Raw genomic sequence first — 26,186 nt, 5'->3', positions numbered from 1 at the left:
AAATATCGTTTTATTGTCAGTCTATGCAAAAATGATATGGGATAAATGATTCAGGGAAACGTATGGCTGCCGTTAATTTACGTCACATTGAAATTTTTCATGCCGTAATGACCGCCGGAAATCTCACCGAAGCGGCGCGGCTGCTGCATACCTCGCAGCCTACCGTCAGTCGCGAGCTGGCGCGTTTTGAGAAAGTGCTGGGATTAACGCTGTTTGAGCGCACACGCGGGCGCTTACATCCGACGGTGCAAGGGCTACGCCTGTTCGAAGAGGTACAACGCTCCTGGTATGGGTTGGATCGTATCGTCAGCGCGGCGGAAAGTCTGCGCGAGTTCCGTCAGGGCGAACTCTCTATCGCCTGCCTGCCGGTCTTTTCACAATCCTTTTTGCCGCCGCTACTACCGCCTTTTCTGGCGCGTTATCCGGATGTCAGCCTGAATATTGTGCCGCAGGAGTCGCCGTTGCTGGAAGAGTGGCTCTCCGCTCAGCGCCACGATTTAGGGCTGACGGAGACGCTTCATGCCCCGGCAGGAACAACCCGTACCGAGTTACTAACGCTAAATGAAGTGTGCGTACTGCCCTGCGACCATCCGCTTACCGCCAAAACGGTACTGACGCCAGACGATTTTCAGGGGGAAAACTTTATCAGCCTCTCCCGCCTGGACAGCTATCGACAGTTGTTGGATACGTTATTTGCCGAACATCAGGTGAAGCGCAGAATGGTGGTGGAAACGCATAGCGCGGCCTCCGTCTGCGCGATGGTGCGCGCCGGAGCGGGCGTTTCGATCGTTAACCCGCTGACCGCGCTGGACTATGCCGCCAGCAGCGTCACCGTTCGCCGCTTCAGCATTGACGTGCCCTTTACCGTCAGCCTGATTCGCCCGCTACACCGCCCCGCCTCCGCGCTGGTTGACGCCTTCAGTAAGCATTTACAAACGCATCTTTCGCGCCTGGTCGAACCGCTGGAGGTTATTCTGGGGCCGATGACGAAAGCATAAAGCTCACGGCATCTGCGGCATGAATTGCCGTGGTATCGAAAACCGGTAGCGCGCTTTGCGTCTGGGGAACAAGCAAACCTATTTCAGTGCAGCCAAAAATAACGCCCTGCGCGCCTTGCGCAGCCAGTTGTTCGATAACCTGTAAATAATAGTGGCGCGACGCGTCAGTGAATGTCCCCTGGCAGAGCTCGTCAAAAATGACCTGATTGATACGCGCCCGATCGTCCGCCTCCGGCACGATGGTCTCAATCGCAAATTGCTGTTCCAGCCGCCCGCGATAAAAATCCTGCTCCATCGTATAGCGAGTCCCTAATAGCGCCACGCGATGCAACCCCTGACGGGCGATAGCTCGCCCGGTAGCATCCGCGATGTGTAGGAAAGGCAGAGAACAACGAGATTCAATAATGTGCGCGATTTTATGCATGGTGTTGGTACACAGCACAATGCCTTCTGCGCCCGCCTGCTGTAACCCCTGCGCGGCCTGCGCCAGGATATCGCCCGCTTTATCCCATTCGCCGCGGCGTTGACATACTTCAATATCGTGAAAATCTACGCTATGCAGCAGTAAGCTCGCCGAGTGCAGGCCTCCCAACTGCTGTTTAATGCCTTCATTGATTAAACGGTAATAAGGGATAGTCGATTCCCAGCTCATCCCCCCCAACAGCCCGATCGTTTTCACTGCGCTCTCCTTTTTTTAAAGCATTATGGCAGTGAAACAAACTTACACATCCGTTTCCAGTCTATTTTTCATCATGCCGGATAACAGGCGTTATCCGGCATGGGAGGGGGGATTACACGCCAATATTTCTTAGCTTCTCGCCCGCCATCAGCTTGCGTTCGATGTGCTCCAGGGTGACATTTTTGGTTTCCGGAATCAGCCAGAAAGTGATGCCGATAAAAGCGATATTCAGCGCGGTGTAAAGCCAGAATGTACCTGCCGCGCCAATGCTGTCCAACAGTGTCAGGAATGTCGCGCCGATGATCATGTTCGATACCCAGTTTGTCGTGGTTGAACAGGTAATGCCAAAATCACGGCATTTCAGCGGCTGGATTTCCGAACACAGTATCCACACCACCGGAGCGGCGCTCATCGCGTAACCGGCGATACACATCATCGTCATCCCAACGGAAAGCCAGGAGAGGCCGCTTGATGCCGTACCGTTATCAAACTGCATCAGGCAGTAGCCCAACACCAATGTCCCTAACGCCATTACGCTGAAACCGATTTTTAACGCCGGTTTACGCCCGGCCTTATCTACCGTAAAGACGGCGATAAACGTCGCGAACATAAAGGTCAGTCCGACCACCAGCGTAGCGATCATTTGCTGTTCCGTGGTGGTAAAGCCGGCCATTTTAAAAATGCGCGGCGCATAGTACATAATGATGTTCATGCCGGTGAACTGCTGCATTGCCTGTAGCAGCATACCGAGGAACACGGCGCGGCGAACATTGCGGTTAGCTTTAAATAATGCCCACCCGCCCTGCTTGAGTTTGAGGCTTTCCCGAATCTCATTCAGTTCATCACGGGCTTTTTCCGAGGTATCGCGCAGCATACGCAGCACCTCTTCCGCTTCAATATGGCGACCTTTTTGCGCCAGCCAGCGCGGACTATTCGGCAGGAATACCACCAGAATAATGAGCAACACCGCAGGCAGCGCCAGTACGCCCAACATCGCGCGCCAGTTGCCGCTGTAGCTGAATGCCGTATCGGATAAAAAAGCCAGCACAATGCCTAACGTCACCATCAGTTGATACATACTGATCATTTTGCCGCGAACATTTTCACTTGCCATTTCAGAGAGATAAAGCGGCGCGGTATAGGAGGCAATCCCTACTGCTACGCCCAGTATCACGCGGGCGCCAATCAATACTTCCACGCTGGAAGCAAACGCCGACCCCAGCGAGCCGAGCACAAACAAAATCGCGCCGGCCATCAGGCTATACTTACGCCCCAGCCGGAATGAAAGCCAGCCGTTAAATAATGCGCCAATTGCCGCGCCAAGCATCATACTGCTGACGACCCATTCCTGCAGCCGGCTGGTCAGTACGAAATGGTCGGTAATAAAAGGCAGCGCCCCGGCGATAACGCCGATATCCAGACCAAATAACAGTCCCGCTACCGCTGCAGAAACCGAAACAAACATATTCATACGTCGTGTGTCGCGAAGCGAACGCGGCGTTAAAGCAGAGTCATGATTAATAGAGACCATATTTTCCTGCCACAACAGAGTAAGACATAGCCTGAAAGTACGGGATACTCTTCCTCAAGTGTCAGGCTGGAAACGGCATAAATATGGATTAAATGGCTACGCTATAGCGATATGTGATGGATATTACACTTTTTAAATTTAACGCCGTTGCCGGGTATTTTTTTAAACCACCAATATTTCAATCAATTAAAGCATTGATCATAGCTATTATTTAACAATATATGGATTAAGTTAAACCCACAATATGGACTATGCTAATGAGATCATAAAAAACCCTGTACCAGGACAGGGCTTTATCAGTTTTTCGGCCAAAGAGTCGATTTTCCCAGAAACGCATTTGTCAGTAGCGGATTAACGCGCCAGCCAACCGCCATCTACCGCTATGGTATAGCCGTTAATATAATCAGCGGCGCTGGATGCCAGGAAGACTACCGGGCCCATTAAATCGCCCGGTAGCCCCCAACGTCCAGCCGGAATACGGTCGAGAATTTCGGCGCTACGTTGTGCATCAGCGCGCAATTGCTGGGTATTATTCGTGAACATATAGCCCGGTGCGATGGCGTTCACATTGATATTGTGTTTCGCCCACTCGTTCGCCATCAGACGTGTTATTCCCATTACGCCGCTTTTCGACGCGGTATAAGACGGAACGCGAATGCCGCCCTGGAAGGAGAGCATAGACGCGATATTAATAATTTTGCCGCCGTTGCCCTGGGCAATAAAATATTTTGCCGCCGCCTGAGACATAAAGAACACGCTCTTGATGTTCAGGTTCATGACGTCATCCCAGTCTTTTTCCGTGAAATCAATCGCATCTTCACGACGGATCAAACCCGCGTTATTCACCAGAATATCAATATGACCGTATTCCGCCACCGCCCGTTCCAGTAATGCCGGAATACCATCGATTTGACGCAGATCGGCTGTCAGGCTTAAAAAACGACGTCCCAGAGCGGTGACGCGCGCAATAGTGTCCGTCGGTTCAACAATGTTAATACCGACAATGTCACAGCCCGCTTCCGCCAGCCCTAACGCCATCCCCTGCCCCAATCCGGTATCGCACCCCGTCACAACCGCGACTTTACCTTCAAGAGAAAATGCATTCAAAATCATTGTTAATCCTTATTTTTGTCATGCCTGTCACGCACAGGCGTTATCACCGGTCGCGACTAGCGCAGATCTTGTACCGCAACGTGATCCATGTCATCGAAGACCTGATTTTCTCCCACCATGCCCCAAATAAACGTATAGGCTTTGGTGCCAACGCCGGAATGTATTGACCAGCTTGGGGAAATAACCGCCTGTTCATTACGCATCACAATATGACGGGTTTCCTGAGGCTGCCCCATCATATGGAAAACGCAACTGTCTTCTTCCATATTGAAATAGAGGTAAACTTCCATACGGCGCTCATGGGTATGGCATGGCATGGTGTTCCATAGATTGCCGGGCGCCAGTTCGGTGAGTCCCATACTGAGCTGACAGGTTTCCAGTACATCCGGTACGAAGTATTTATTGATGGTGCGACGGTTACTGGTGAGGTTATCGCCTAAGGTGACGGGCGCAACGTCGGCAGGCGACACTTTTTTCGTCGGATAAGCGGTATGCGCTGGCGCGCAGTTGTAATAAAACTTCGCCGGTCTGCTCGCCTCATTGCTGACGAAGACCAGCTCTTTCGCCCCTTTACCAATATACAGAGCATCACGATGACCAATGTCATGGCGCTGCCCGTCAACGATAATGGCGCCCGCGCCGCCAATATTAATGACGCCCAGCTCGCGCCGGTCCAGTAACCGGGAAACGCCAAGCTGTTTACCCACCTCTCCGCCGATTTCAACAGAATGGCTGACGGGCATAATGCCGCCGACAATAATACGGTCGATATGGCTGTAGACCATCGTATATTCATCAGCGACAAAAATATTTTCTATTAAAAACTCGCGTCGCAGCGCCTGGGTGTCCAGCGTTTTAGCGTGCTCGCTATGGATGCTTTGCCTTACGTCCACTTTTCCCTCCAATGATAAATCGATCGCAATGGCATAAAATCAAAACACTGTTTTGATTTATTTAACGGCATCATAGTCGCCTGGATGAAGGTTTTCAACAATAAATAAAACAACGTTTCATTTATATGGTTGGTTATTTTTAAAACTGCTGTAGCGATCACGATCGGCGCTAAAACTTATACACTTGTATGATTTTCAGACATGTGCGCCAGGTGCTGTATGCGGTTACTCAGATAAAAATTGGAGCTTGTTTTGGAACGGGGTCTGATGTGCGAATTGAATTAAAAGCGGTATGCGTCTGCAATGCCCGACGCGGCAAGACGTTCTGCGCTATAACGAAAAAGGGGGGGCTGTCACTGGCTTTGCCCTCGTGATAGAGGGCTTTTTATGACGGAATAATGAAGCAGAAAAAGGATGGCTGGCGCAGGATCAATCGCGTTCAATGGTTAAAGCAACGCCCTGGCCGCCACCAATACACAGCGTCGCCAGGCCTTTTCGCGCGTCGCGTTTAACCATTTCGTGCACCAGTGAAACCAGAATTCGACAGCCGGAAGCGCCAATAGGATGCCCCAGCGCAATCGCGCCGCCATTAACGTTTACCCGTCGCTCATCCCATTCCAGCATTTTTCCTACTGACAACGCCTGGGCGGCAAACGCTTCGTTGGCTTCGATAAGGTCGACCTCCGCCAGTTGCCAGCCGGCACGCTCCAGACAGCGCCGGGTAGCATATACCGGCGCAATCCCCATTAGCGCAGGATCGACGCCGACGCTGGCAAACGCGCGGATGCGCGCCAGCACCGGCAGCCCCAGCGCCTGGGCTTTCGCCTCGCTCATCATCATCACCGCGGCGGCGCCATCGTTGATTGAGGAGGCATTACCCGCCGTCACCGAACCTAAACTATCAAACGCCGGGTGCAGCAGAGCTAACCCCTCCGCACTGGCGTCGGCCCGCGGTTGTTCATCCGTATCGACAATTGCGGTCTGCCCATTACGTTGCGTGACGATGGGGACAATCTCATCTTTAAAACGCCCGGTATCAATCGCGGCCCTGGCTTTTTGCTGCGAACTGAGCGCATAAGCATCCTGTAACTCGCGGCTGATGCCATATTCCCGCGCCAGGTTTTCTGCCGTCACGCCAATGTGATAATCGTTGAAGGCATCCCATAAGCCATCATGTACCAGACTATCCACCAGATTGTCGGCATCAGGCAACGCGCCGGTACGGCTATCATTGAGGACATGCGGCGCACGGCTCATATTCTCCTGCCCGCCCGCGATAACAATGTCCGCTTCGCCGCACTGAATAGCCTGCGTCGCCAGGTGCAACGCTTTTAAACCGGAACCACAAACGTCATTAATGGTAATGGCGGAAACGGTTGTCGGCAGCCCTCCTTTGATGGCTGACTGGCGCGCCGGATTCTGCCCGGCGCCAGCCGTCAGTACCTGACCGAGGATGACCTCATCGATAGCGTTAGCGTCCACGCCGGTGCGCTCAATTAACGCTTTTACGACCATGCTCCCCAGCTCGACGGCGGAATGACGGGCCAGCGTTCCCTGAAAACAGCCGATGGGTGTCCGTAAAGCCCCCACTATCACAACCTCTTTCATTACCACCTCAGCGCAAAATGACACCGCCATAGTAGAGCATTGTTAAAATTAGTTATCTTGATTGTTTAAAAAAAGTGAGTTTTATCACAAAGGAAATGACGCTGATTTGACGGTGACGCAGCTTATTTCTGCTGCAAATGGTAGCGAAGCCAGTTCCCCGCCGTTCCGGGCGGCGTTTTCTTGTTCCACAGCAAATCAATAGCAATCGCCCTCGGCCAGCCAGGAACATCCAGCTGCGCCAGCGGTTTTTCCGCCGCAAACTCTTCCACCAGCGCGCAGGGCAATACGCACCAGCCAAATCCCTGAACCGCCATGCTCAACAGCAATAAATAGTTTGGCGCTGACCAGGCCGGGCCGCGCGTAATGTTGGCGTTAGATTCAAGGTAGGTATTCAGACGCAGCTCGCGCCAGGTATGCAGTTGCTCCCATTGCAGGTTCGTCTGCGACGCCAACGGATGCGTGGTCGCCACATAAACCCCCATCCAGCTTTGAACAGGCAGACGCGTCGCGCCAATGTCTGTGGGATAGTCATCACGCGCTTCAATCAGGCCTATCTGGGCGCGCCCTTTTTGCAGCAGGTCGATGACATCATCATTTTCTCCGATCAAACATTCAAACTCGGTATGCGGAAATTGACGATCAAACTGCGCCATTAACTCTTCCAGACTGTCAGGGTGCAGGGTATCAGAGAGGACGAACGTGAGTCTTGCCTCCGTCTCGCCGGATAATGTCAGCGCCACCTCATCCAGACGATCGCTCGCCGATAAAATAGCCTGAACATAGCTAAGCACCCGTTTTCCTTCTTCGGTCAGAACGGGCTGGCGCGAAGATCGATCAAATAATGAAAATCCCAGATCCGCCTCCAGATGCGCAATGGCGGTACTAATGGTGGACTGGCTTTTACGCAGGCGGCGCGCCGCCGCAGAAAACGAACCGCAAGAGACGGTCTCAACAAATGCCATTAACGCTTCAGGTGAGTAACGCATAACATATCTATTTTATCGATGGATGTTATCTTTTAGGTATCACATTAAACGATAAAATAGCGGAAATTTCTTTCGTTTGATTAAGAGTAAGGTTTTTTCGTTTATGCAACATGACGCCATACAACGCCGCTCGCTGCCGGAGCGTATTCTCCATGCTGTCTGTTTTGAAGGTATTGCGACTGCGATACTGGCGCCAACGACCGCCTGGCTAATGCAGCGCTCGGTGCTGGAGATGGGCGGCCTGACGATATTGCTGGCAACGACGGCCATGATCTGGAATATCATTTATAACGCTCTGTTTGATCGACTGTGGCCTGCGCATCAGGTGAGACGAACCGCCAAAGTGCGCGCACTCCATGCGTTAGGATTTGAAAGTGGGTTTATTGTCATTGGCGTGAGTATTGTCGCCTGGGTACTGAATGTCAGCCTGCTACAAGCATTCACCCTGGAAATTGGTTTCTTCCTGTTCTTTTTACCGTACACGATGCTGTACAACTGGGCATACGATGTTTTACGCCAGCGAATAGTGACCCGCCGCCAACAGCGCGTTAGTGCATGATATTGCTCTTTTTTGCCGGGATCGCAACGCTCCCGGCCCTCCTCCTCCACGACATCCATCTGCTTAAAACGCCCCCAACTGACGCTATTTATGGTAAATTGCGCTTCTTTTTGTGTGTTTTATAGTTGATAAATTCAAATAATGTCTAAAATTTGGTCAAAAGATGAGACTCTCTGGAGTTTTGCATTATACGGAACGGCTGTAGGCGCAGGCACTCTTTTCCTTCCCATCCAGTTGGGATCGGCAGGCGCAATCGTGCTATTTATTACCGCGCTGGTCGCCTGGCCGCTGACATACTGGCCGCATAAGGCGCTGTGTCAGTTTATTCTTTCCTCAAAGACTTCTGCCGGTGAGGGAATTACTGGCGCCGTTACTCATTATTACGGCAAGAAAATCGGCAGTATTATTACCACGCTTTATTTCATTGCGTTTTTTGTCGTGGTATTAATTTATGCTGTGGCGATTACCAATTCCCTGACAGAGCAATTAGCGAAGCATATTCAGATAGATATTCGCATCCGGATGGCAGTTAGCTTCGGCGTAGTACTTATCCTGAATATGATTTTCTTAATGGGAAGACATGCCACTCTTCGCGTAATGGGCTTTTTAGTCTTTCCACTTATCGCTTACTTCTTGTTCCTTTCGCTCTACTTAACCGGAAGCTGGCAACCTTCGTTACTGACCGGGCAGATGTCTTTGGATAGTCACACGTTGCACCAGGTATGGATTTCTATTCCGGTGATGGTTTTTGCTTTTAGCCATACGCCCATTATTTCGACGTTTGCCATCGACAGACGGGAAAATTTTGGCGATCAGGCCATGGATAAATGCAGAAAGATCATGAAGGTCGCCTACCTGATTATCTGCCTGAGCGTGCTATTCTTTGTCTTTAGCTGCCTGCTCTCCATTCCGCCGTCATACATTGAAGACGCGCGCAACGAAGGCGTTACCATCCTTTCCGCGCTCTCGATGATGCCCAATGCGCCGGCCTGGCTCTCTATTTCCGGTATTATCGTTGCCGTCGTGGCCATGTCGAAATCTTTCCTCGGCACCTATTTCGGCGTCATCGAGGGCGCAACCGAAATGGTAAGAACCACCCTACAGCAGGTTGGCGTGAAAAAAAGCCGGGCGTTCAATCGCGCGCTGTCTATCATGCTGGTTTCCGGGATTACGTTTATTATTTGCTGTATTAACCCGAATGCCATCTCTATGATTTATGCCATTAGCGGCCCGCTCATTGCGATGATTCTGTTTATTATGCCCACGTTGTCAACGTACCTGATACCGGCATTGAAACCCTACCGTTCAGTAGGTAATTTCATTACGTTGGTCGTCGGTTTACTTTGCGTATCGGTGATGTTTTTCAGCTAAAGTAAAAGATAGCCGGGATATAACTCCCGGCTATTTTATATAAGAATCCAGCACCTTTAATATTACGTCCAGATCTTCTTCACGTCTGGCTTCATCACTCTGATGAACGATATGCTCGGTCAGATGCCCTTTAATCACCTCGCGCATTAAGCCATTTACCGCGCCGCGAATCGCCGCGATCTGTTGTAACACGGCCGCGCATTCATGCGGTTCATCCAGCATTTTTTTTAGCGCTATCACCTGTCCCTGAATCTTGCTGGTTCTGGCTTTAAGCTTTTGTTTGTCCCGGATGGTATGTGACATTGCAACACCTCACTAACATTAACGAATACAAATTATAGCATTACGATGCTACTGGGGGGTAGTATTCCATACTGGGGGGGAGTAGAATGACACCCACATAAAACAACTAAGAATCATTCTCATGGGTGAATTTTCGACACTTCTTCAGCAAGGAAACGGCTGGTTCTTCATTCCCAGCGCCATTTTATTAGGTATTTTGCACGGGCTTGAACCAGGGCACTCCAAAACTATGATGGCGGCTTTTATCATTGCCATTAAAGGTACGGTTAAACAGGCCGTCATGCTCGGTCTGGCAGCAACGCTTTCTCATACCGCGATCGTCTGGTTAATCGCGCTGGGTGGGATGTATCTTAGCCGGGCATTCACCGCACAATCAGTGGAACCATGGCTGCAGTTAATTTCTGCGATTATTATTCTGAGCACCGCGTGCTGGATGTTCTGGCGGACATGGCGAGGCGAGCAGCAGTGGCTGGCGGGAAACCACCATCACGACCACGACCACGACCACGACCACGACCACGACCACGACCACGACCACGACCATCATGGTCACATACATCCGGAAGGCGCAACGTCAAAAGCGTATCAGGATGCCCATGAACTTGCCCATGCTGCCGATATTCAACGCCGTTTTGATGGTCAAACAGTGACTAATGGACAGATCCTGCTGTTCGGCCTGACCGGAGGGCTTATCCCCTGTCCGGCTGCGATCACCGTTTTACTGATTTGTATCCAGCTTAAAGCGTTTACGCTGGGCGCCACGATGGTGCTGAGCTTTAGTCTTGGCCTGGCATTAACGCTGGTGACGGTAGGCGTGGGCGCGGCGATAAGCGTTCAACAGGCAGCAAAGCGCTGGAGTGGTTTTTCGACGCTTGCCCGGCGGGCGCCCTATTTTTCGAGCATTCTGATTGGTCTGGTCGGCGTGTATATGGGAATTCATGGCTATACCGGGATCATGCAGTAAATATGTAACGCTTCTGCTCAGGCCGTATCATTCACTTCGGGTTTCATTCCAGAAGCGTTTTTACTTATCAAACGGTATGAAAGGCCATACATTCAGCGTCCCGCCTGAATTCTGTATTTTACTCCACTACACCACAGGCAAAACATACCCCACCGCCACCGGGTTTAGCCGGCGTTTCAGGGTTTCTGGATAGAGTCGCCGGAGGCGGGTTATTGCGGAGCGATAAACGGAGTTCGCTGCAGTGATTTACAAAACCGGGTACCAAACAGCAGTTCCCGTAATCGGTTCCGCATTCCCAACTTCACCAGTAACCGGTATTTGTCCTGCCAGATTTGCTTCTCCTGCGTATTCAGCCTTCCACACAACGCTGACAACCTTCCCCGTCCACGGTAAACTTCCTGAAGCAAGCGTAACTGGGCCAGGCTCACTCCGCATGCCAGTATCTCCCGGTGCATCAACTGGTCCATATAGTTCATCAACCGCTTCGGATTGTTAAATATCGGTGGCACTTCCAGAAAGCCCGTCACCGGAGCCGGAGATAACAAAAAGGCGTCCAGCTCTCCTGTCCTGCGCAGGCGTGCGCCCCCGGCCCACTGTTCACCCCGCCGCCCCCGGATAAGTATCTCCGCCAGTTCCTGCTCCAGCAGCGCCGGGATGCCGCCGTATACCTTCAGTACCACCCGGTCGCTGAAAAACAGCTCATCGCTGATAATCATAACCGGGTAGTCCGGCAGTATCTGTCTCAGGGAATAGAACAAAAAGAGATGTTCACGGGGACGCAGACACAGTATCAGTATGGCCTCCGGTTTCCGACGTAATTGCTGCAACAGAACAGGCAGCCTGTATGCGGTTTCACAGTTGCAGCTCGGCAGAAATCTCCGGACCAGGTGTGCCACGGCGATCGTCACCGGCCAGCAGTCACCGTAAACGATAATCTGCCGGGCCGGTATCCGGTTATGTTCCGTCATCCTCATTCTCCTTCTTTTTCAGGATCTTTCCCGCATTTCTGTTACTGCACAGCCGGTTCCACAGTTCATTTGCCATCGACCTGTCACCATTACCGACTCGGCGTTTTGATACCGGCGGCGGTCCGGCCTTTTCACGGCGCGTGGACGGGGTGGGACTGTCAAGAACCCGGATAACATAAATCTCATAGCGTCGTGCTTTATTGGGCAGGGTCTGGTGACGGCAGATGCTGACCACCCGTGATGTTTTGCTTCGCAGATAGGCAATCAGGTAGCTGGCCCGTCTGGCCGTGATGTGAAACGCCTCTGCTATCTGGTTACGCTGAACCCAGTTCTGCTGCAACAGGCACCAGTGTGCCACGATGATATACAGGGGCTCGCCGGCATACTGGCGGACACTTACCGGAATAAAACAGGCATCATGGTTGGTCTGTCCGGGATAATGAATATCGTTACCTGAAAAAACTATCTTCCCTTTTGATTTATCAGAAGACATGCAAACTCTCCGTTTTTTTAGTGAAAAAGACCGAGAAGAAAAAAATAATCATAAAGATAAATTTATAGCTATTTTTTAATTAACTATCAGGAAATGGTATTTAATCCTGCTAATTGTAAGTAACAATCACTGTCATTGCGGCTGAAAAAGCACCTGTTTTAATTACCGCACCGGGTATAGCTTCGACCTTTGCTTTATACTGTTTTATAATTCTGCCACCGGCACCGTTATCAAGATGGATAGATCCCATATCTGTTTTCACATTAAATTTAACTGGTGTGTTATTATCCACATCCATTACCGACAGTCTGAAACCATTGTTTTCTTGTTTATTATTCTTAAGAATCACGGTGCTGTCAGCATCTGCCAGTGTCAGACCGTTGGTCCTGAACTCTATAGCCAGTGGGGCGACGAACGGGATCTGCGTTCCGACATTCTGTTGTGCTGTAACGGTGAAAGGTACTTCCCTGGGCACCAGGGTTTCCTTATATTCCGTATAAAAACGCCCCATATTGATAGTATTAGAAGGAGAGATAATAACCTTGCCTGAGTTGTCAGGAATAAACCTGAGATTAAAGGCAGAAACAGGCAAAGCTCTGAATGGAACAGTCGGTGGTTCAACAGACAGTCCGGGTTGTGACGGGCTATAGGGATATATATTAATTTTACTTCCCGGAATGTTTATGTCCAAAAAATTATTATTGAAAACCTGTTCGACAAAAATATGTACTGTAATCGTTCCGCTTCGGTTATATGTTTTTTGCGCTTCCATACGTTGCCCGAATGCTTTTGAACTGGACCAGCCTGAAAACCCTGCCTGTATATCCCTCCACGTAAATGTCACGGGAGTCAAGCTCCCTTCCTGAACAACGATATCCATTCCAAGACCGCGATCTTTTAGCGCAGTGGCTACCTGTCTCATATCGGAAAGCGAAACTGCTGTAGAGTAAACAAGTGAATTAAAACTGCTCCATGTTGTAGTACAGGTATAACTTATGGGAACAGTAATATTCTGCAGCTCCTGCCCTTGTAAATATTGTCCTCCCTTCAGACTGATATTCTGAATATTTACATTTCCATTGGCATCACATTTTGACCAGTCATAGTTTGCCCTCGCAGAATCACAGACAGCAAAGAAAAGAAACACACCTGACAGTATCAGTGATTTCATATTGAATAATCGTCCTGTCATGATGTCGCCCCTGCGTCCTTAAACGCGCAGTTCAGGGCATCGCAGGCGTAGCGATTCATCTGCAGTCCACCGTAATCATCAATATACCCTACCCACAGCGTCCGGGTTTCTGCTGGCAGAACAGCCTTTAAAGGCAGGCTCCCCAGGGGCGGCACCATCACGCCCTCGCGGAAACCGCTGAGCCTGTGGCTACGGTCTGCTCCCAGCCACGCCACAGTGATGTAGTACGGCGTCGGGTTTCTGAGGGTCAGGTGTCCCGCATTCCGCTCAGCGGTCAGCTTTCTTTCCGGCTGGTCACTGCTGCTTCTGATAATGGCTTTCGGACGGTAAAACAGTTTCAGCTGACTCTGCATGGCCAGCTGCAGGACGTTGTCGTCTTCCGGCTTCGGGGGAACGCCCCGCACGTTAAACCAGAACAGTGTTTCCCTGTCCTGAGGGAGCTTATCTGTCAGCCCACGAACCTGGGTAATGCGGACCTGAGATTTCTGTCCGGCATCAATACGCTGCAGCGGCGGCAGCGCCATCAGCGCATCCGTTCTCACCCCGTCAGCATCCGTCACCCAGGACTGCGCCAGGAACGGCGTGGTTTTGTCATCGTTATTCAGCGTGATGGCCACCGTTTTCTGCGGCGCATCCATGATAATACGGGTCCGGTCGACATTGACGGCCGCCGGGCTGCACTGGCTCCATGCTGCCGCCAGCGCGAGTAAAATCACACGGCTTCTTCTGCTGTTTTTCACCTGTTTTCTCCGTTAGTCCTGCTCTGTGACAGGGATATTTTTATCTGCAGGGCAGTAACAGCGGCCCCCGACTGAGTGTCACCGTTTCCGGCAGGGTGAGTCTGCACTGCACCCGGCCATCCCAGGACACGTTCAGGGTCCGGCGGTCTTCCCCGCTGAGGCCTGTCAGGTAGGCCAGACCGTCATCTCCGACCATCCCCGCGGTTCTGCCGCTTTTCCCGGACACTACCAGAGCGCCAAACGGTGGACTGGCGCCATCAGCCAGCCGGATATGACCGAGCACCTGCTCCCCCTGGCTGGCGTCAATCTTCCGGTAGCCCACCGCGCCCTCCGTCAGCACCTGGCTGATGACGGAGCTGCTGACGTCCACGTCCTCCGGCAGGGCGGCCACATCAACCGAAATATCGCTGCGCCGATAGCTGCTGCCGGCGCTCACCACGCCCACCCCGAAGCGGTTGGTCACCCCGCTGTTGCCGTTCACCGGTACACCGGCCACGTCTCCGGTATCTATCATCATGCGAGGCTCATTCCCGGCCATCGACTGGCTGAAGGCGGCGCCGTGGGCGGTGGCGGTCACCGAGCCGTACCAGCTCAGGCCCAGGCTGCGGTACTGCCCGGGCTGCAGGGTGGCGTCCGCTGCCGCCTGGCCCCACGGCAGACGGCTCTGCACGCTGCCGCTGAAGCTGCTGTTACTGCCGGTGTCATAGCGGTTATGACCGGCGCTGATGTTCCATGTGGTGTCCGGGTTATGGAAATCGCTGTAATTCACGGTCTGCTGCAGGCCGCCCCGGTTATCTTTCTGTACGCTGTAACTCACCTGGCGGCTGTCGCCCCACGGGATACTGATGGTGGCGTAGACCTGGTTCTGGCTCCCCCCGCCGGTGTACTGGTTACGGGCAAACGACACCGAGGCCGAGAGCCCCTGAAGGTCGCCGAGACTGAACACTTTGTTGAAGCTGAGCATGTAGTTATTGTTGGACTGCGCATTCCAGTAATTGAGCCGGCTTACCGAGAGGGCAGCGCTCATATTGAGTACCGGAACGGACTGGCTATAAGTCACGGTGTAGCTCTGTTTTTCATGCCATGCATCGCCGCCGTCGGTGGCCCGACGCTGCAGGTACTCCGGCATGGACAGAAAATGGCGGTCCGAGAAGCGGTATCCGACGAACGCCAGGGTACTGCCGGTTTTATCAAACGTTTTGGCATAGTTGATACGGTAGCTGTAACCGGACTGCTTCTGCCCATGCGGCAACCGCGCATCTGAGCGGGTGACGTCCGCAGACAGAGCGCCCAGCAGCCCCATATTCTGGCCGATCCCGAGCGCCGCGGACTGGTAGTCGCCGGTGGAGGCAATGAGGCCGCCATACAGCGACGTGTTGTTAAATGCTCCCCAGGTGGCCTCCCCGAGCAGAAAGTCAGGGCTGACCGTGCTGTTGTTATGCGTCCCGCCGTACAGCGGACGTCCGGCGGCCACCTTATAGCGAACCTGTCCCTGGCGTGCCATAAAGGGGACGCTGGCCGTGTTGACCTGCCAGGTCCGGACGCTACCGTCGCTTTCCCGGACGCTGACATCCAGGTTGCCGCTGATATTCTGGCTCAGGTCGGGAAGCTCAAAAGGCCCCGGCGACACCCGGGTCTGGTACAGAATGCGACCATTCTGGCTGACGGTAACCTGTGCATTACTGTTCGCAATGCCGCTGATTTTCGGGGCATACCCCTGAAGAGAGGGTGGCAGCATGCGCTCATCGCTGGCCAAAGTGAGCCCGGCAAAGCGGAAGGAGTCAAAAATAGCGGAGCTGAGGTACGTCTGTCCGAGCGTCAGTTTTGAGCGCAGTGCTGGCAGGGCACGGAACAGATACGTCTGCGGCAGATAAAAATCGGACTGTGATGCGCCCTGCCCACTGTCAAAACGGCTGTACTGGTAATCGCTCCGCAACCGCCAGGCGCCGAGATTAAACCCGGCGGTGCCGTAGAGGCTGTAGCTGGTAGAGGTTTCCCCCTGCTGCGGCATATAGCGGTTGACCATCAGGTTGTAATCGAGCAGGCCGGCGGTGACGCCGTCGCTCCAGCGTGAAGGGGGGACCCAGTCCGGGTCCTGATATCGCATCCAGGCCTGGGGAATAATGAAGGTCAGACGCTGATTTTCAGCGCTGTACCGTACCTGACTGTCAGCGGAGCGCAGCTCAAGGCATTGCCCGTCCGGGATACCGGTAACGGGTTTCAGGCCATGAATAATCTTATCCTTAAGACCCAGCATGGCCACCATGTCTGTTGTCACACAGATGACGGCCGCGTCGCGTCCGGCAACCGGTACAACTCTGACCGGATACTGTTCCCGTACCGGCTGGTCATTGAGCCAGATATCGAGAATATAGTTACCGGGCGCCACATACCCCTCGCGGCTGAAGGCCGTGAGGTCCACCTTAGACAGGTTCCCGCTGTCCAGCAGGCTGGCATTGAACTCCGTGGCCTGCGACTTCAGGACGGAAAATGTCAGGGTAATCAGAATGGCAAGCCGGGTAATTTTCATGGCATGGCGCTTTCGTGTTGTCGTCCGTGTAACAGACAGCCCGCAGGCATGGTCAGATATAAAAGCCGTCCGAACCCCTCCGTGGACGGCTTCTCCCTGTCGTTATTTACCGCGTAAAATCACAGGTATTTCAGGGTGTAGGTGACAGATGCGTTAACATCGCCAGGAGTTGCGGCATTTGTCAGGGCTATCAGGCGGGCAAAGAAGTTAAGTTCGTTATTCCCGGCTTGCAGTTGCTGAGCTTCGCCATCCGGCATCGGGGTATTGGGTGTAATCAGTGAGGTATTGTCACTTTTCAGAAGCTGCACACCAACATGCTGGGCACTGCCGGTGCTGACGTAAGCTTTACCTGAGGTATCAGCTGTGCCACTGAAAGAGACGGTTACTTTAGACATTTTCCCTGCGGAGCCAGCAGGATTTGAACCTGCATCATTCGGATCGAAAGCACAGTTCTGCAGATGAATGGTGAACGGTTTTGAGTCCGTGGTTGCGTCGGCGGTATTCAGTTTACGGTAAGAAATCTGTCCAAACGGAACGGTGATCGCATCGTCGCCCGGTGCGATATCACAGGGGGAGTTGGTGATGGTGCCAGTAAAGGTAATTTTACCTGAGCCGAACGGGCCTGCTGTTGGTGGATCGACTGCATATACAGAAGCGCCATACATCATACCGGCAGCCGCCATGGCAAGTATTATTTTATTACGCATAGATAATATGTCCTTTGGGTGAATGAGAATTATTTTGCAAAGGCTGAAAACAAATCTGAGGGTATTAATGAAAGCGTTCAGAAAAGATTCGTATGAATAATAAACGCCGGGTGTTAAACGAAGCACCTGAACTTTCCATCGAAAAATATTGATTTCAGCTAATGCCTAATCAGTTGTAAGAAAATTCTTATTCAAATTAAAACAATAAAAATAGATCGATACGATCGATGATTATGATCGTAATTTAAGAATAATCATCAAAGAAATACTTTTTAATGTAATTATAAGCGGATGAATACCTAACAGACAGATATTCGCAGCGGACATGAAATATTTTGTAATATGTTATCGGGAATGTATGTTTTGCTTTTCCATCACACTGGATATTTACAAAACATAATACTAACCATATATAACAATGAAACCACTGGTAGCATAAAAAACTAGATACAACGCAAGTAAAAGGCATTTAATTCCAAAACATTAACTTAATAAATCATTATGAACCATCATAAGCGGAAGGGATAAAAAATAATAAATGAAATGATATTCTTCTGTATTTGTGATGAGCATCACAATAGATATGAATGCAGGTACCCTGACATTACTGAACTTCACGGATGAAATTTAAAAACAATGCCGACAGCACAGAACAAACTGGTAATAGCTGTCAGACATAATGCTGCCTGCTGTAATATATACAGCAGGCTGGGGGATATTAATGCGCGGAATCGTGCTGCACGGGGGCCGTGGGTAATTCCTGAACTGACTGAGAATCCACAATTATGCCATCCTGAGCTGATTTTAGTATCAGACCTGCCTGATAGTATTTTCCTTCGTTCATCAAGGAAAGCGCTGTGGTCACATCCTTACGGGTTTGCTGAAGAGGAATGAGTTCCTGATTTTCAATCATACTGACGCCTGCTAGTTTCAGGGCCTCTATAGTCCCTTTTTTATCTCCTTCTTTCATTTTCTGGTTTGCTTTATTAATAGCATCATTTTTCTGCCCCGCAGGGAGATAATCTTCGGCTACCGTAATCGATGAATTTATCCGAATATAGCGGTCTCCTTCAACTGGGGCTTTTTTATCTGATTTGACATACAGATTCCAGTCAGTGCTGTCATCGTTCAGGAGTTTTTCTGCTTGCGCAGCCAGTTGTTCCGCCTTTTGGGTTCGACCATTAAACAACTCGAATCGCGACATTCCGATATCACGCATGGCCTGCCAGGCCTGTCCGGATATCTTGTCATTATTCAGAGTAACATTATCAGTCATGTTTGTTGCGGCCATAACATTTCCTGAAAACAGGATAACCATCAGCGCAACGCCCGGTATAATATGGCTTTTCATAATCCATCATCTCCACAAAGTAACATTTTTTATCGGGTTATCCTATTCAGAACCGGTAACCCACGCCAAGATTAAAGCCGTTGCTATTAAGGCTTCCGCTGTTATGGGTAGCATCAAAATCCGCACCCTCATAACCCAGATTTATAGCGACATTACTGACCGGGGTATAAGCCACGCCTGCAGAATAACCATATCCGACCTTACTGTCAGACTCATTTATTCCGTGATCACGCTGATGCAATAATACGGGGCCCACTTGACTATACAGACTTAACTGGTTATTTATTTTCCATGAGGGGCCTGCAAGCAGGGAGTAATAACGAGTTGTTACACGACCATTACTGCTTTCATCGGAATAGCGCTGGCTTCCATTTAGCCAGGCAAATGAGGTTGTCAGCCCCCAGTCCGGTGACATTTCATAGTTGTTTGCCAGCCGAACCCCACGCAACGTCCCGGCGTGATTAGTATGGGACTGGGCGTATCCAAGCGAAAATGTACTGGCATTATCGTCTGCCCATACCGGACTGGCTGCAGCAGACAGCAGAACAATACCGGCACTTCCGGCTAATAGCATTTTGTTCATCTTCTTCTCTCCGGTTATTTTTACCTGATGCCTTACTGGCATGTATTAAGTTAAAATCTTTCCGTGATAACAAACTATAAATAAATCTTTTAAATTATGAGCGCTGTTACGCCAGCAAATACCTTTGTCTGCGGCTGTCGGGAGGCTATTCACGAAAATATATCCAGGCCAGAAACAGTATTTAATAATAAATAAACTGAAAAATAAAAACTGACAAAAATAGAAGTTCACTGATATATACCCAAAATAATTCGAGTTGCTTAAAGGCGGCAAGGAAGTGATTCCCCAGGGGCATAGATAACGATGTGACTGGCGGTGAGCGACAAATCTGCCGGGAGCAGATTTTAACGTCGCGTGCGACGGCCCGTCAGGGCGAGGCCCATGGATGGACCGAGTAATCCGTAGCCAACACATAAGCAACTTGAAGTATGAAGGGTATATAACGGGAAAGAAGCCATATCGGCCTGGTAAATCAACGTCTGTGATTTAAGTTGCAGGAAACGGCTATGGTGAGGGGATGCGGCAGTTATCGGGCAGTAACGGCATTGTTCAGTGAGTATCCAGGAAACAAAAAAAGAAGGGAGCGGTACTCCCTTCGTAAATATGTCAGAATACGACATTTTGGTACTCTTTTATTTATTATCTGGCCGTAAAGGTTATGCTGTTGGCAGATATCTCCAGTCAACATAAAAAAATACCGTCAGCTAAAAATGTGATGCAAACCACCATTAAGCAGGTAACCAAATTGACTGTGTCACTAAATCCGGAAAAGAGCATGAATCCGGGGATAACATCAGATGCAAAAATTAGCACCAGTCTTCGATTCGGATACCCGGAATGCGTTCAAATTCGCGGAGATTGTTTGTGACGACGACCAGTCCGCGGCTACGGGCATGGTCAGCAATCATCTGGTCATAAAGCCCGACAGGTGTTCCCTTGCGGGCCAGTTCGGCACGGATTTGACCGGTATGTATCGCCAGCCTAAAGGGGCATGTTGGCTTTGACGATCAGGCAAAAAACAACTGCGAATAAAGTCGTATGATGATCTTCACATTTATCATCATCAGCGTTCATATTACTCAACCTGTAATCAACCTCTGGCGTTTTTCTGTATCCATCACAACCATTTCCGGTAAAGGTAAAAAAGGGATTTGAACCTTTCCGGAGATGATAATGAAGGTAAATGCATGGACAATTTTGCTTATGTCGGCGCATCTGACGGCCTGTGCCGTCCCTGGCACAGAAAAATATCAGACCAGCATGGACAGCGTTACGGCAGAAAAAATAAGCCGGATTATCCAGTCGGATGTCATTCCTTATAAAGGCGAAAACCATGGAGAAGTTATCAGCCGCGTATCGTCTGCTTTTCTCGGAACACCTTATCAGGCAAATACGCTCATCGGTGGGCCCGGAACCCCCGAAGTCCTTGTAGCGAATTTCAACGGCGTGGACTGCTTTACCCTGGCTGATTACGTTGAGGCCCTGGCCCGCAGCGATAATCAGAAATCGTTTCTGCATAATCTTGCCAGGACTCGCTACGCCGCAGGCAAAGTTTCTTATCTCAGCCGCCGGCACTTCTTCTCTGACTGGTTCGCCGCAGCACCGCGTAATGCACGGGATGTAACGCCGTATATCAGCCCTGATTATATCGTTGTTGACAAGCAGCTTAACCATAAACCTGATGGCGGCGAGTACATTCCTGGTCTGGGCATCCATCCTCGTAAAATAAATTATATTCCCGGAAGAGCCATCAACCAGCAGGTCATGAACCACCTAAAAAACGGGGATTATATCGGTGTCTACTCCCCGCTTGACGGGCTGGACGTTTCACATGTGGGTATCGTAGTTCGTCATGATGAACAGGTGTGGTTCAGGAACGCCTCCTCATTGGCCGCAAACAGAAAAGTAGTGGACACACCGTTTATGGAATACATGCATTCCAGACCGGGCATCGTTGTGCTGCGGGCTGAATGATAAAGTCATTACCGGAGTCGCCAGCGGATAATAGCCGTCCGACATAGGCATTGAAACCCTGTGTACTGTGGGCAGTACAGAAAAAATGGCTGTAAATTTGTGGATTTAGTAGATATTTGTCTGGAGCGGGCGAAGGGAATCGAACCCTCGTATAGAGCTTGGGAAGCTCTCGTTCTACCATTGAACTACGCCCGCTTTGAGATGCGTAAGGCATTATAAACCTTACGTTCTGGTTGGCAAGAGACTTACTGGCTGACTGGCGATTAATTCGCCGTCAGCACTTCGGTTTACTCCCCTGCGGCGGCAGATAACGCAGCGGATCGATGGCCGTCGCCCGGTAGCGAATCTGGAAGTGTAGCCTTACGGATGCGGCATCCGTGCTGCCCATCGTAGCGATTTTTTGCCCCGCTTTAACGCTTTGCCCATTATTAACCAGCATGGTGTCATTATGAGCGTAAGCCGTAATGTAATCTTCATTGTGCTTAATCATGATGAGATTGCCGTAACCGCGCAGCTGGTTCCCGACATAGACAACTTTACCCGCTCCCGCCGCATAAACAGGCGTTCCGCGCGCGCCCGCAATATCGATGCCCTTATTTCCGCCCTCTGCGGTGGAATAAGGTAAAATCACTTTACCGTTGGCAGGCCATACCCAACAGCGCTGCCCCACCGGCGGCCAGGAGGATTTTGGCACCGAAGATGACGGTCTGACCGCGGCAGTTTTTGTTGCTGTTTTATTGCTGGTTTTGCGTGTTGAACTGCTACTCTTTGCGCTGCCGCGCACTTTAATTCGCTGCCCCACCTCAATAGTATAAGGCGGAGAAATGCCATTCAGTCGGGCCAGTTCTTTCACGCTGGTTCCCGTGGCGCGCGATATACGATACAACGTATCGCCGCGCTTAACGGTATAGACGGAGCCGGAATACGTTCCTGAGCCGGAATTACTGGAACACCCCGCCAGCAGCAGCCCTGTGCATAACAGCACCGCAATACCCAGGCTATTTTTGTTCAGGCGTCCTGCGCTCAAAACCATTCCTCACTCTATTGACAGACGCCTTATGATAGCAGCCAAATGCCGTATGCCCAATCCATTGACGCCGGAAAGGGTCCGCGCGGATGATGATGCCGCGAATATCCGATATGCCAGCATAATATCGACTCACGGCGCAATGGCGCTCGTCTGCGTTCTGTCAGGGCCTGTTTTGGTAATGCCTTTCTTTCTGTTATGCGCTACGCTGATCGTCTGAGTATATGGCCTGGCCATGCTGCTGGGTCATTTTAATTTTCAGGAGCTTTCATGACTGAGGAACATGTCGTTTTATTGGATGAGCAGGATAAGCCTTCCGGCACACTGGAAAAGTATGCGGCTCATACGCTTAATACGCCTTTGCATCTGGCTTTCTCCTGCTGGCTATTTAACGAAGATGGTCAGTTGCTGGTAACACGACGGTCGCTGAGCAAAAAAGCCTGGCCAGGCGTGTGGACGAATTCGGTTTGCGGTCATCCGCAACAAGGCGAAACCACCGAAGAGGCGATCATCCGCCGTTGTCGGTTCGAACTCGGCGTGGAAATTACCGATCTCACCCCCGTCTATCCGCACTTCAGCTATCGGGCGACAGATCCAAACGGTATTGTGGAAAATGAAGTCTGTCCGGTATTTGCCGCGCGGGCAACCAGTGTGTTGCAGGTTAACAGCGAAGAGGTGATGGACTATCAGTGGAGCGAATTTAAAAGCGTATGGAAAAGCCTTCTCGCTACGCCGTGGGCATTTAGCCCGTGGATGGTCATGCAAGCGTCAGACGAACAAGCGCGTGAACGACTGCTCAATTACTGCCAGCGTTAAAGATTGCCTGATGGCGCTACGTCTGAACGAAGAGATGCCGGATGGCGGCTAATGCCCCATCCGGCAATTTACATCTTATTTCACCGGACGCATCGCCGGGAACAGAATAACGTCGCGAATCGTGTGGCTGTTAGTAAACAGCATCACCATACGGTCGATGCCAATTCCCAGACCCGCTGTCGGCGGTAAACCGTGTTCCAGCGCCGTCACGTAGTCTTCGTCGTAGAACATGGCTTCGTCATCGCCCGCCGCTTTTGCATTAACCTGATCCAGGAAACGCTGCGCCTGGTCTTCCGCATCGTTCAACTCGCTAAAGCCATTACCGATTTCACGACCGCCGATAAAGAACTCGAAGCGGTCAGTGATTTCCGGGTTCACATCATTACGACGCGCCAGCGGAGACACTTCAGCCGGATATTCGGTGATGAAGGTCGGCTGAATCAGATGCGCTTCAGCGACTTCGTCAAAGATCTCGGTGACGATACGGCCCAGACCCCAGCTCTTCTCGACGTGAATGCCGATGCTTTCAGCAATCGCCTTCGCGGAGTCGAAGTTGTCCAGATCAGCCATATCCGTTTCCGGACGATATTTCTTGATCGCTTCACGCATGGTCAGCTTTTCGAACGGCTTACCGAAGTCAAACACTTCATCACCGTACGGAACCTGGGTGGTGCCCAGAACATCCTGCGCCAGCGTACGGAACAGAGACTCCGTCAGTTCGATCAGGTCCTTGTAGTCCGCATACGCCATATAGAGTTCCATCATGGTGAACTCAGGATTATGGCGCACGGAGATGCCTTCGTTACGGAAGTTACGGTTAATTTCGAATACGCGTTCGAAGCCGCCAACCACCAGACGCTTGAGGTACAGTTCCGGCGCGATACGCAGGTACATGTCCAGATCCAGCGCGTTGTGATGGGTGATAAACGGACGGGCAGACGCGCCGCCTGGGATCACCTGCATCATCGGCGTTTCGACTTCCATAAAGCCGCGAGCAACCATAAACTGGCGAATACCGGCCAGGATCTTCGAACGGGTTTTGAAGGTGTTACGGGATTCATCGTTAGAGATGAGATCCAGATAACGCTGGCGATAGCGCGCTTCCTGGTCCTGCAGGCCGTGGAATTTATCCGGCAACGGACGCAGCGCTTTCGTCAGCAGGCGCAGTTCGGTGCAGTGGATAGACAGCTCGCCGGTTTTGGTTTTGAACAGCTTACCTTTCGCGCCGAGGATATCGCCAAGATCCCACTTCTTGAACTGCTCGTTGTAAACGCCTTCCGGCAGATCATCGCGCGCCACATACAGCTGAATGCGGCCGCCTACGTCTTGCAGGGTAACAAAAGAGGCTTTACCCATAATACGGCGAGTCATCATACGGCCCGCGACGGACACTTCAATATTCAGCGCTTCCAGTTCTTCAGCTTCTTTCGCGTCAAACTCTGCGTGCAGTTGGTCTGAGGTACGGTCACGACGGAAATCGTTCGGGAACGGGATACCCTGCTCACGCAGTGCAGCCAGCTTCTCGCGACGTGCCTTCATTTCATTGTTAAGATCGACTACCTCGTCAGCGCCCTGTGCGTTTTGTTCAGACATGTTGATTCCTCATAGCCCTGCTTTCAAACTTGCTTCGATAAATTGATCCAGACTACCGTCCAGTACCGCCTGTGTATTGCGGGTTTCCACCCCAGTACGCAGGTCTTTAATGCGGGAATCGTCCAGGACATAGGAACGAATCTGGCTTCCCCAGCCGATATCGGACTTAGTGTCTTCCATCGCCTGTTTTTCAGCGTTCTTTTTCTGCATCTCCAGTTCATAAAGCTTCGCTTTCATCTGCTTCATGGCCTGGTCTTTGTTTTTGTGCTGCGAACGGTCGTTCTGGCACTGCGTCACAATCCCGGTGGGAATATGGGTGATACGCACTGCGGATTCCGTACGGTTAACGTGCTGACCGCCTGCGCCAGACGCGCGATAGACGTCGATACGCAGATCCGCCGGGTTAATGTCGATATCGATATCGTCGTCCACTTCCGGGTACACAAACGCGGAGCTAAACGAGGTATGACGGCGACCGCCGGAGTCAAACGGGCTTTTACGCACCAGACGATGTACGCCGGTTTCAGTGCGCAGCCAGCCATAGGCATATTCGCCGGAGATTTTGATAGTCGCGGACTTAATGCCGGCGACTTCCCCTTCCGACTCTTCAATGACTTCCGTCTTGAAGCCGCGCGCTTCCGCCCAACGCAGATACATACGCAGCAACATGCTGGCCCAGTCCTGCGCTTCAGTACCACCAGAACCGGCCTGAATATCGAGATAGCAATCGGCGCTATCGTACTCGCCGGAGAACATCCGGCGGAATTCCAACTGCGCCAGTTTCTCTTCCAGCGTATTCAGCTCCGCGACGGCTTCGTTAAACGTCTCTTCGTCGTCAGCTTCTACCGCCAGTTCCAGCAGCCCGGAAACGTCGTCCAGCCCCTGAGTCATTTGATCAAGCGTATCGACGATCGCTTCGAGCGATGAACGCTCTTTTCCTAGCGCCTGCGCGCGCTCAGGTTCGTTCCAGACATCCGGCTGTTCCAGCTCGGCGTTTACTTCTTCCAGACGCTCTTTCTTAGCATCGTAGTCAAAGATACCCCCTAAGAACGTTGGTGCGTTCCGTGAGGTCCTGAATGCGGTTATTCACCGGGTTAATTTCAAACATGGTCTGATTTCTTTTATTTGACTTGTCAAAATGCGGTTATAAGGGCGAAATATTAGCGGATTTCGCCCCTTAATTACAGCGAAAGTGTTGTTAAATCGC

24 protein-coding genes, 1 tRNA gene and 1 pseudogene are annotated in these 26,186 nt (G+C 51.3%); 6 read left to right on the top strand and 20 right to left on the bottom strand.

Annotation, left to right across the window (positions count from 1 at the left end; genetic code table 11):
• Window positions 1-62 precede the first annotated feature (62 nt).
• A complete protein-coding gene (locus tag LDB27_RS04100; protein WP_000741803.1) occupies window positions 63-998 on the top strand; it encodes a LysR family transcriptional regulator in 936 nt (311 codons plus the stop codon).
• Here LDB27_RS04100 and LDB27_RS04095 read toward each other — a convergent pair.
• The 6 genes from LDB27_RS04095 to LDB27_RS04070 all read right to left on the bottom strand — a co-directional run bounded on the left by LDB27_RS04095 (window position 970) and on the right by LDB27_RS04070 (window position 7,808).
• Complete coding sequence (locus LDB27_RS04095) at window positions 970-1,677, bottom strand: aspartate/glutamate racemase (protein WP_000848629.1); 708 nt, start codon at window positions 1,675-1,677, stop codon at window positions 970-972. The genes LDB27_RS04100 and LDB27_RS04095 overlap by 29 nt on opposite strands.
• 112 nt (window positions 1,678-1,789) lie before the next feature.
• Window positions 1,790-3,208, bottom strand: a complete 1,419-nt coding sequence (gene araE / locus LDB27_RS04090) for an arabinose-proton symporter AraE (RefSeq protein WP_000253650.1) — start codon at window positions 3,206-3,208, stop codon at window positions 1,790-1,792.
• 351 nt (window positions 3,209-3,559) lie between these two features.
• Window positions 3,560-4,321, bottom strand: coding sequence for a 2-dehydro-3-deoxy-D-gluconate 5-dehydrogenase KduD (gene kduD, locus LDB27_RS04085; RefSeq protein WP_000602477.1), 762 nt, complete (start codon window positions 4,319-4,321; stop codon window positions 3,560-3,562).
• Between the two features lie 56 nt (window positions 4,322-4,377).
• Window positions 4,378-5,214 carry a 5-dehydro-4-deoxy-D-glucuronate isomerase gene (gene kduI, locus LDB27_RS04080; RefSeq protein ID WP_000383274.1) on the bottom strand — a complete coding sequence of 279 codons (837 nt, stop codon included), beginning with the start codon at window positions 5,212-5,214 and terminating at the stop codon, window positions 4,378-4,380.
• Window positions 5,215-5,643: 429 nt separating this feature from the next.
• Window positions 5,644-6,822: an acetyl-CoA C-acetyltransferase gene (locus tag LDB27_RS04075; protein ID WP_000665979.1), complete on the bottom strand. Its 1,179-nt coding sequence runs from the start codon at window positions 6,820-6,822 to the stop codon at window positions 5,644-5,646.
• A gap of 122 nt (window positions 6,823-6,944) precedes the next feature.
• Window positions 6,945-7,808: a LysR family transcriptional regulator gene (locus LDB27_RS04070; protein WP_001270773.1), complete on the bottom strand. Its 864-nt coding sequence runs from the start codon at window positions 7,806-7,808 to the stop codon at window positions 6,945-6,947.
• Window positions 7,809-7,911: 103 nt separating this feature from the next.
• Between LDB27_RS04070 and LDB27_RS04065 the strand changes: the two genes are divergently transcribed.
• Complete coding sequence (locus LDB27_RS04065) at window positions 7,912-8,367, top strand: multidrug/biocide efflux PACE transporter (protein WP_001530217.1); 456 nt, start codon at window positions 7,912-7,914, stop codon at window positions 8,365-8,367.
• A gap of 141 nt (window positions 8,368-8,508) precedes the next feature.
• On the top strand, window positions 8,509-9,738 hold the full coding sequence (locus LDB27_RS04060; RefSeq protein WP_000036842.1) for an amino acid permease: 1,230 nt from the start codon (window positions 8,509-8,511) through the stop codon (window positions 9,736-9,738).
• Window positions 9,739-9,768: 30 nt separating this feature from the next.
• Here LDB27_RS04060 and rcnR read toward each other — a convergent pair whose 3' ends face one another.
• Window positions 9,769-10,041, bottom strand: a complete 273-nt coding sequence (rcnR, locus tag LDB27_RS04055) for a Ni(II)/Co(II)-binding transcriptional repressor RcnR (protein ID WP_000019953.1) — start codon at window positions 10,039-10,041, stop codon at window positions 9,769-9,771.
• A 121-nt stretch (window positions 10,042-10,162) separates the two neighbouring features.
• Between rcnR and LDB27_RS04050 the strand changes: the two genes are divergently transcribed.
• The gene (locus tag LDB27_RS04050) at window positions 10,163-11,005 is read left to right on the top strand and encodes a nickel/cobalt efflux protein RcnA (RefSeq protein WP_000503689.1); all 843 of its coding nucleotides are present in this window, start codon (window positions 10,163-10,165) and stop codon (window positions 11,003-11,005) included.
• Window positions 11,006-11,214: 209 nt separating this feature from the next.
• Here the strand turns inward: LDB27_RS04050 and LDB27_RS04045 are convergent, their stop codons facing one another.
• The 9 genes and pseudogenes from LDB27_RS04045 to LDB27_RS04005 all read right to left on the bottom strand — a co-directional run.
• Window positions 11,215-11,973: a transcriptional regulator gene (locus LDB27_RS04045; protein WP_000134789.1), complete on the bottom strand. Its 759-nt coding sequence runs from the start codon at window positions 11,971-11,973 to the stop codon at window positions 11,215-11,217.
• On the bottom strand, window positions 11,960-12,466 hold the full coding sequence (locus tag LDB27_RS04040) for a CaiF/GrlA family transcriptional regulator (RefSeq protein WP_000093334.1): 507 nt from the start codon (window positions 12,464-12,466) through the stop codon (window positions 11,960-11,962). Before LDB27_RS04040 ends, LDB27_RS04045 begins: the two co-directional genes overlap by 14 nt.
• A 109-nt stretch (window positions 12,467-12,575) precedes the next feature.
• Window positions 12,576-13,658, bottom strand: a complete 1,083-nt coding sequence (locus tag LDB27_RS04035) for a fimbrial protein (protein ID WP_000147770.1) — start codon at window positions 13,656-13,658, stop codon at window positions 12,576-12,578.
• Window positions 13,655-14,398, bottom strand: a complete 744-nt coding sequence (gene stdC, locus LDB27_RS04030; protein WP_000798493.1) for a fimbrial biogenesis chaperone StdC — start codon at window positions 14,396-14,398, stop codon at window positions 13,655-13,657. The genes LDB27_RS04035 and stdC overlap by 4 nt, the downstream gene beginning before the upstream one ends.
• A 40-nt stretch (window positions 14,399-14,438) precedes the next feature.
• On the bottom strand, window positions 14,439-16,928 hold the full coding sequence (gene stdB / locus LDB27_RS04025; RefSeq protein WP_000705475.1) for a fimbrial outer membrane usher protein StdB: 2,490 nt from the start codon (window positions 16,926-16,928) through the stop codon (window positions 14,439-14,441).
• Between the two features lie 119 nt (window positions 16,929-17,047).
• On the bottom strand, window positions 17,048-17,635 hold the full coding sequence (locus tag LDB27_RS04020) for a fimbrial protein (protein WP_001244645.1): 588 nt from the start codon (window positions 17,633-17,635) through the stop codon (window positions 17,048-17,050).
• 718 nt (window positions 17,636-18,353) lie between these two features.
• Window positions 18,354-18,986 (bottom strand): YfdX family protein, encoded by a 633-nt coding sequence (locus LDB27_RS04015; RefSeq protein ID WP_000835258.1) that lies wholly within the window; start codon window positions 18,984-18,986, stop codon window positions 18,354-18,356.
• A 46-nt stretch (window positions 18,987-19,032) separates the two neighbouring features.
• Entirely contained in the window at window positions 19,033-19,569 is a 537-nt protein-coding gene (locus tag LDB27_RS04010) for an STM3031 family outer membrane protein (RefSeq protein ID WP_001038499.1), read from the bottom strand.
• 806 nt (window positions 19,570-20,375) lie between these two features.
• Window positions 20,376-20,546: pseudogene (locus LDB27_RS04005) on the bottom strand (VapC toxin family PIN domain ribonuclease); the annotation flags it as partial.
• Window positions 20,547-20,736: 190 nt separating this feature from the next.
• On the opposite strand from LDB27_RS04005, the gene LDB27_RS04000 reads away from it, so the two are divergent.
• Window positions 20,737-21,543 carry a DUF1460 domain-containing protein gene (locus LDB27_RS04000; RefSeq protein WP_077906403.1) on the top strand — a complete coding sequence of 269 codons (807 nt, stop codon included), beginning with the start codon at window positions 20,737-20,739 and terminating at the stop codon, window positions 21,541-21,543.
• Window positions 21,544-21,664: 121 nt separating this feature from the next.
• On the opposite strand, the gene LDB27_RS03995 is transcribed toward LDB27_RS04000, so the two are convergent.
• Both LDB27_RS03995 and actS read right to left on the bottom strand, forming a co-directional pair.
• Window positions 21,665-21,738 (bottom strand) — tRNA-Gly (locus LDB27_RS03995).
• A 79-nt stretch (window positions 21,739-21,817) separates the two neighbouring features.
• Entirely contained in the window at window positions 21,818-22,576 is a 759-nt protein-coding gene (gene actS, locus LDB27_RS03990; protein ID WP_000244328.1) for an amidase activator ActS, read from the bottom strand.
• Between the two features lie 264 nt (window positions 22,577-22,840).
• Here actS and idi point away from each other — a divergent pair, with 264 nt between their 5' ends.
• The gene (gene idi / locus LDB27_RS03985; protein WP_000133994.1) at window positions 22,841-23,386 is read left to right on the top strand and encodes an isopentenyl-diphosphate Delta-isomerase; all 546 of its coding nucleotides are present in this window, start codon (window positions 22,841-22,843) and stop codon (window positions 23,384-23,386) included.
• 75 nt (window positions 23,387-23,461) lie between these two features.
• Here the strand turns inward: idi and lysS are convergent, their stop codons facing one another.
• Both lysS and prfB read right to left on the bottom strand, forming a co-directional pair.
• A complete protein-coding gene (lysS, locus tag LDB27_RS03980) occupies window positions 23,462-24,979 on the bottom strand; it encodes a lysine--tRNA ligase (protein WP_000003339.1) in 1,518 nt (505 codons plus the stop codon).
• Between the two features lie 9 nt (window positions 24,980-24,988).
• Window positions 24,989-26,087, bottom strand: a protein-coding gene (gene prfB / locus LDB27_RS03975) for a peptide chain release factor 2 (protein ID WP_010989230.1) whose coding sequence is annotated in 2 segments (ribosomal slippage) — window positions 24,989-26,011 and window positions 26,013-26,087 — 1,098 coding nt in all. Because the reading frame shifts where the segments join, the coding sequence is not laid out codon by codon here.
• Window positions 26,088-26,186 lie beyond the last annotated feature (99 nt).

The organism is Salmonella sp. JXY0409-18 (assembly GCF_020268625.1).
Classification (GTDB): Bacteria; Pseudomonadota; Gammaproteobacteria; order Enterobacterales; family Enterobacteriaceae; genus Salmonella; species Salmonella enterica.
The sequence above is the reverse complement of the archived record's forward strand: the minus strand, read 5'-3'. Positions and strand labels throughout refer to the sequence as shown.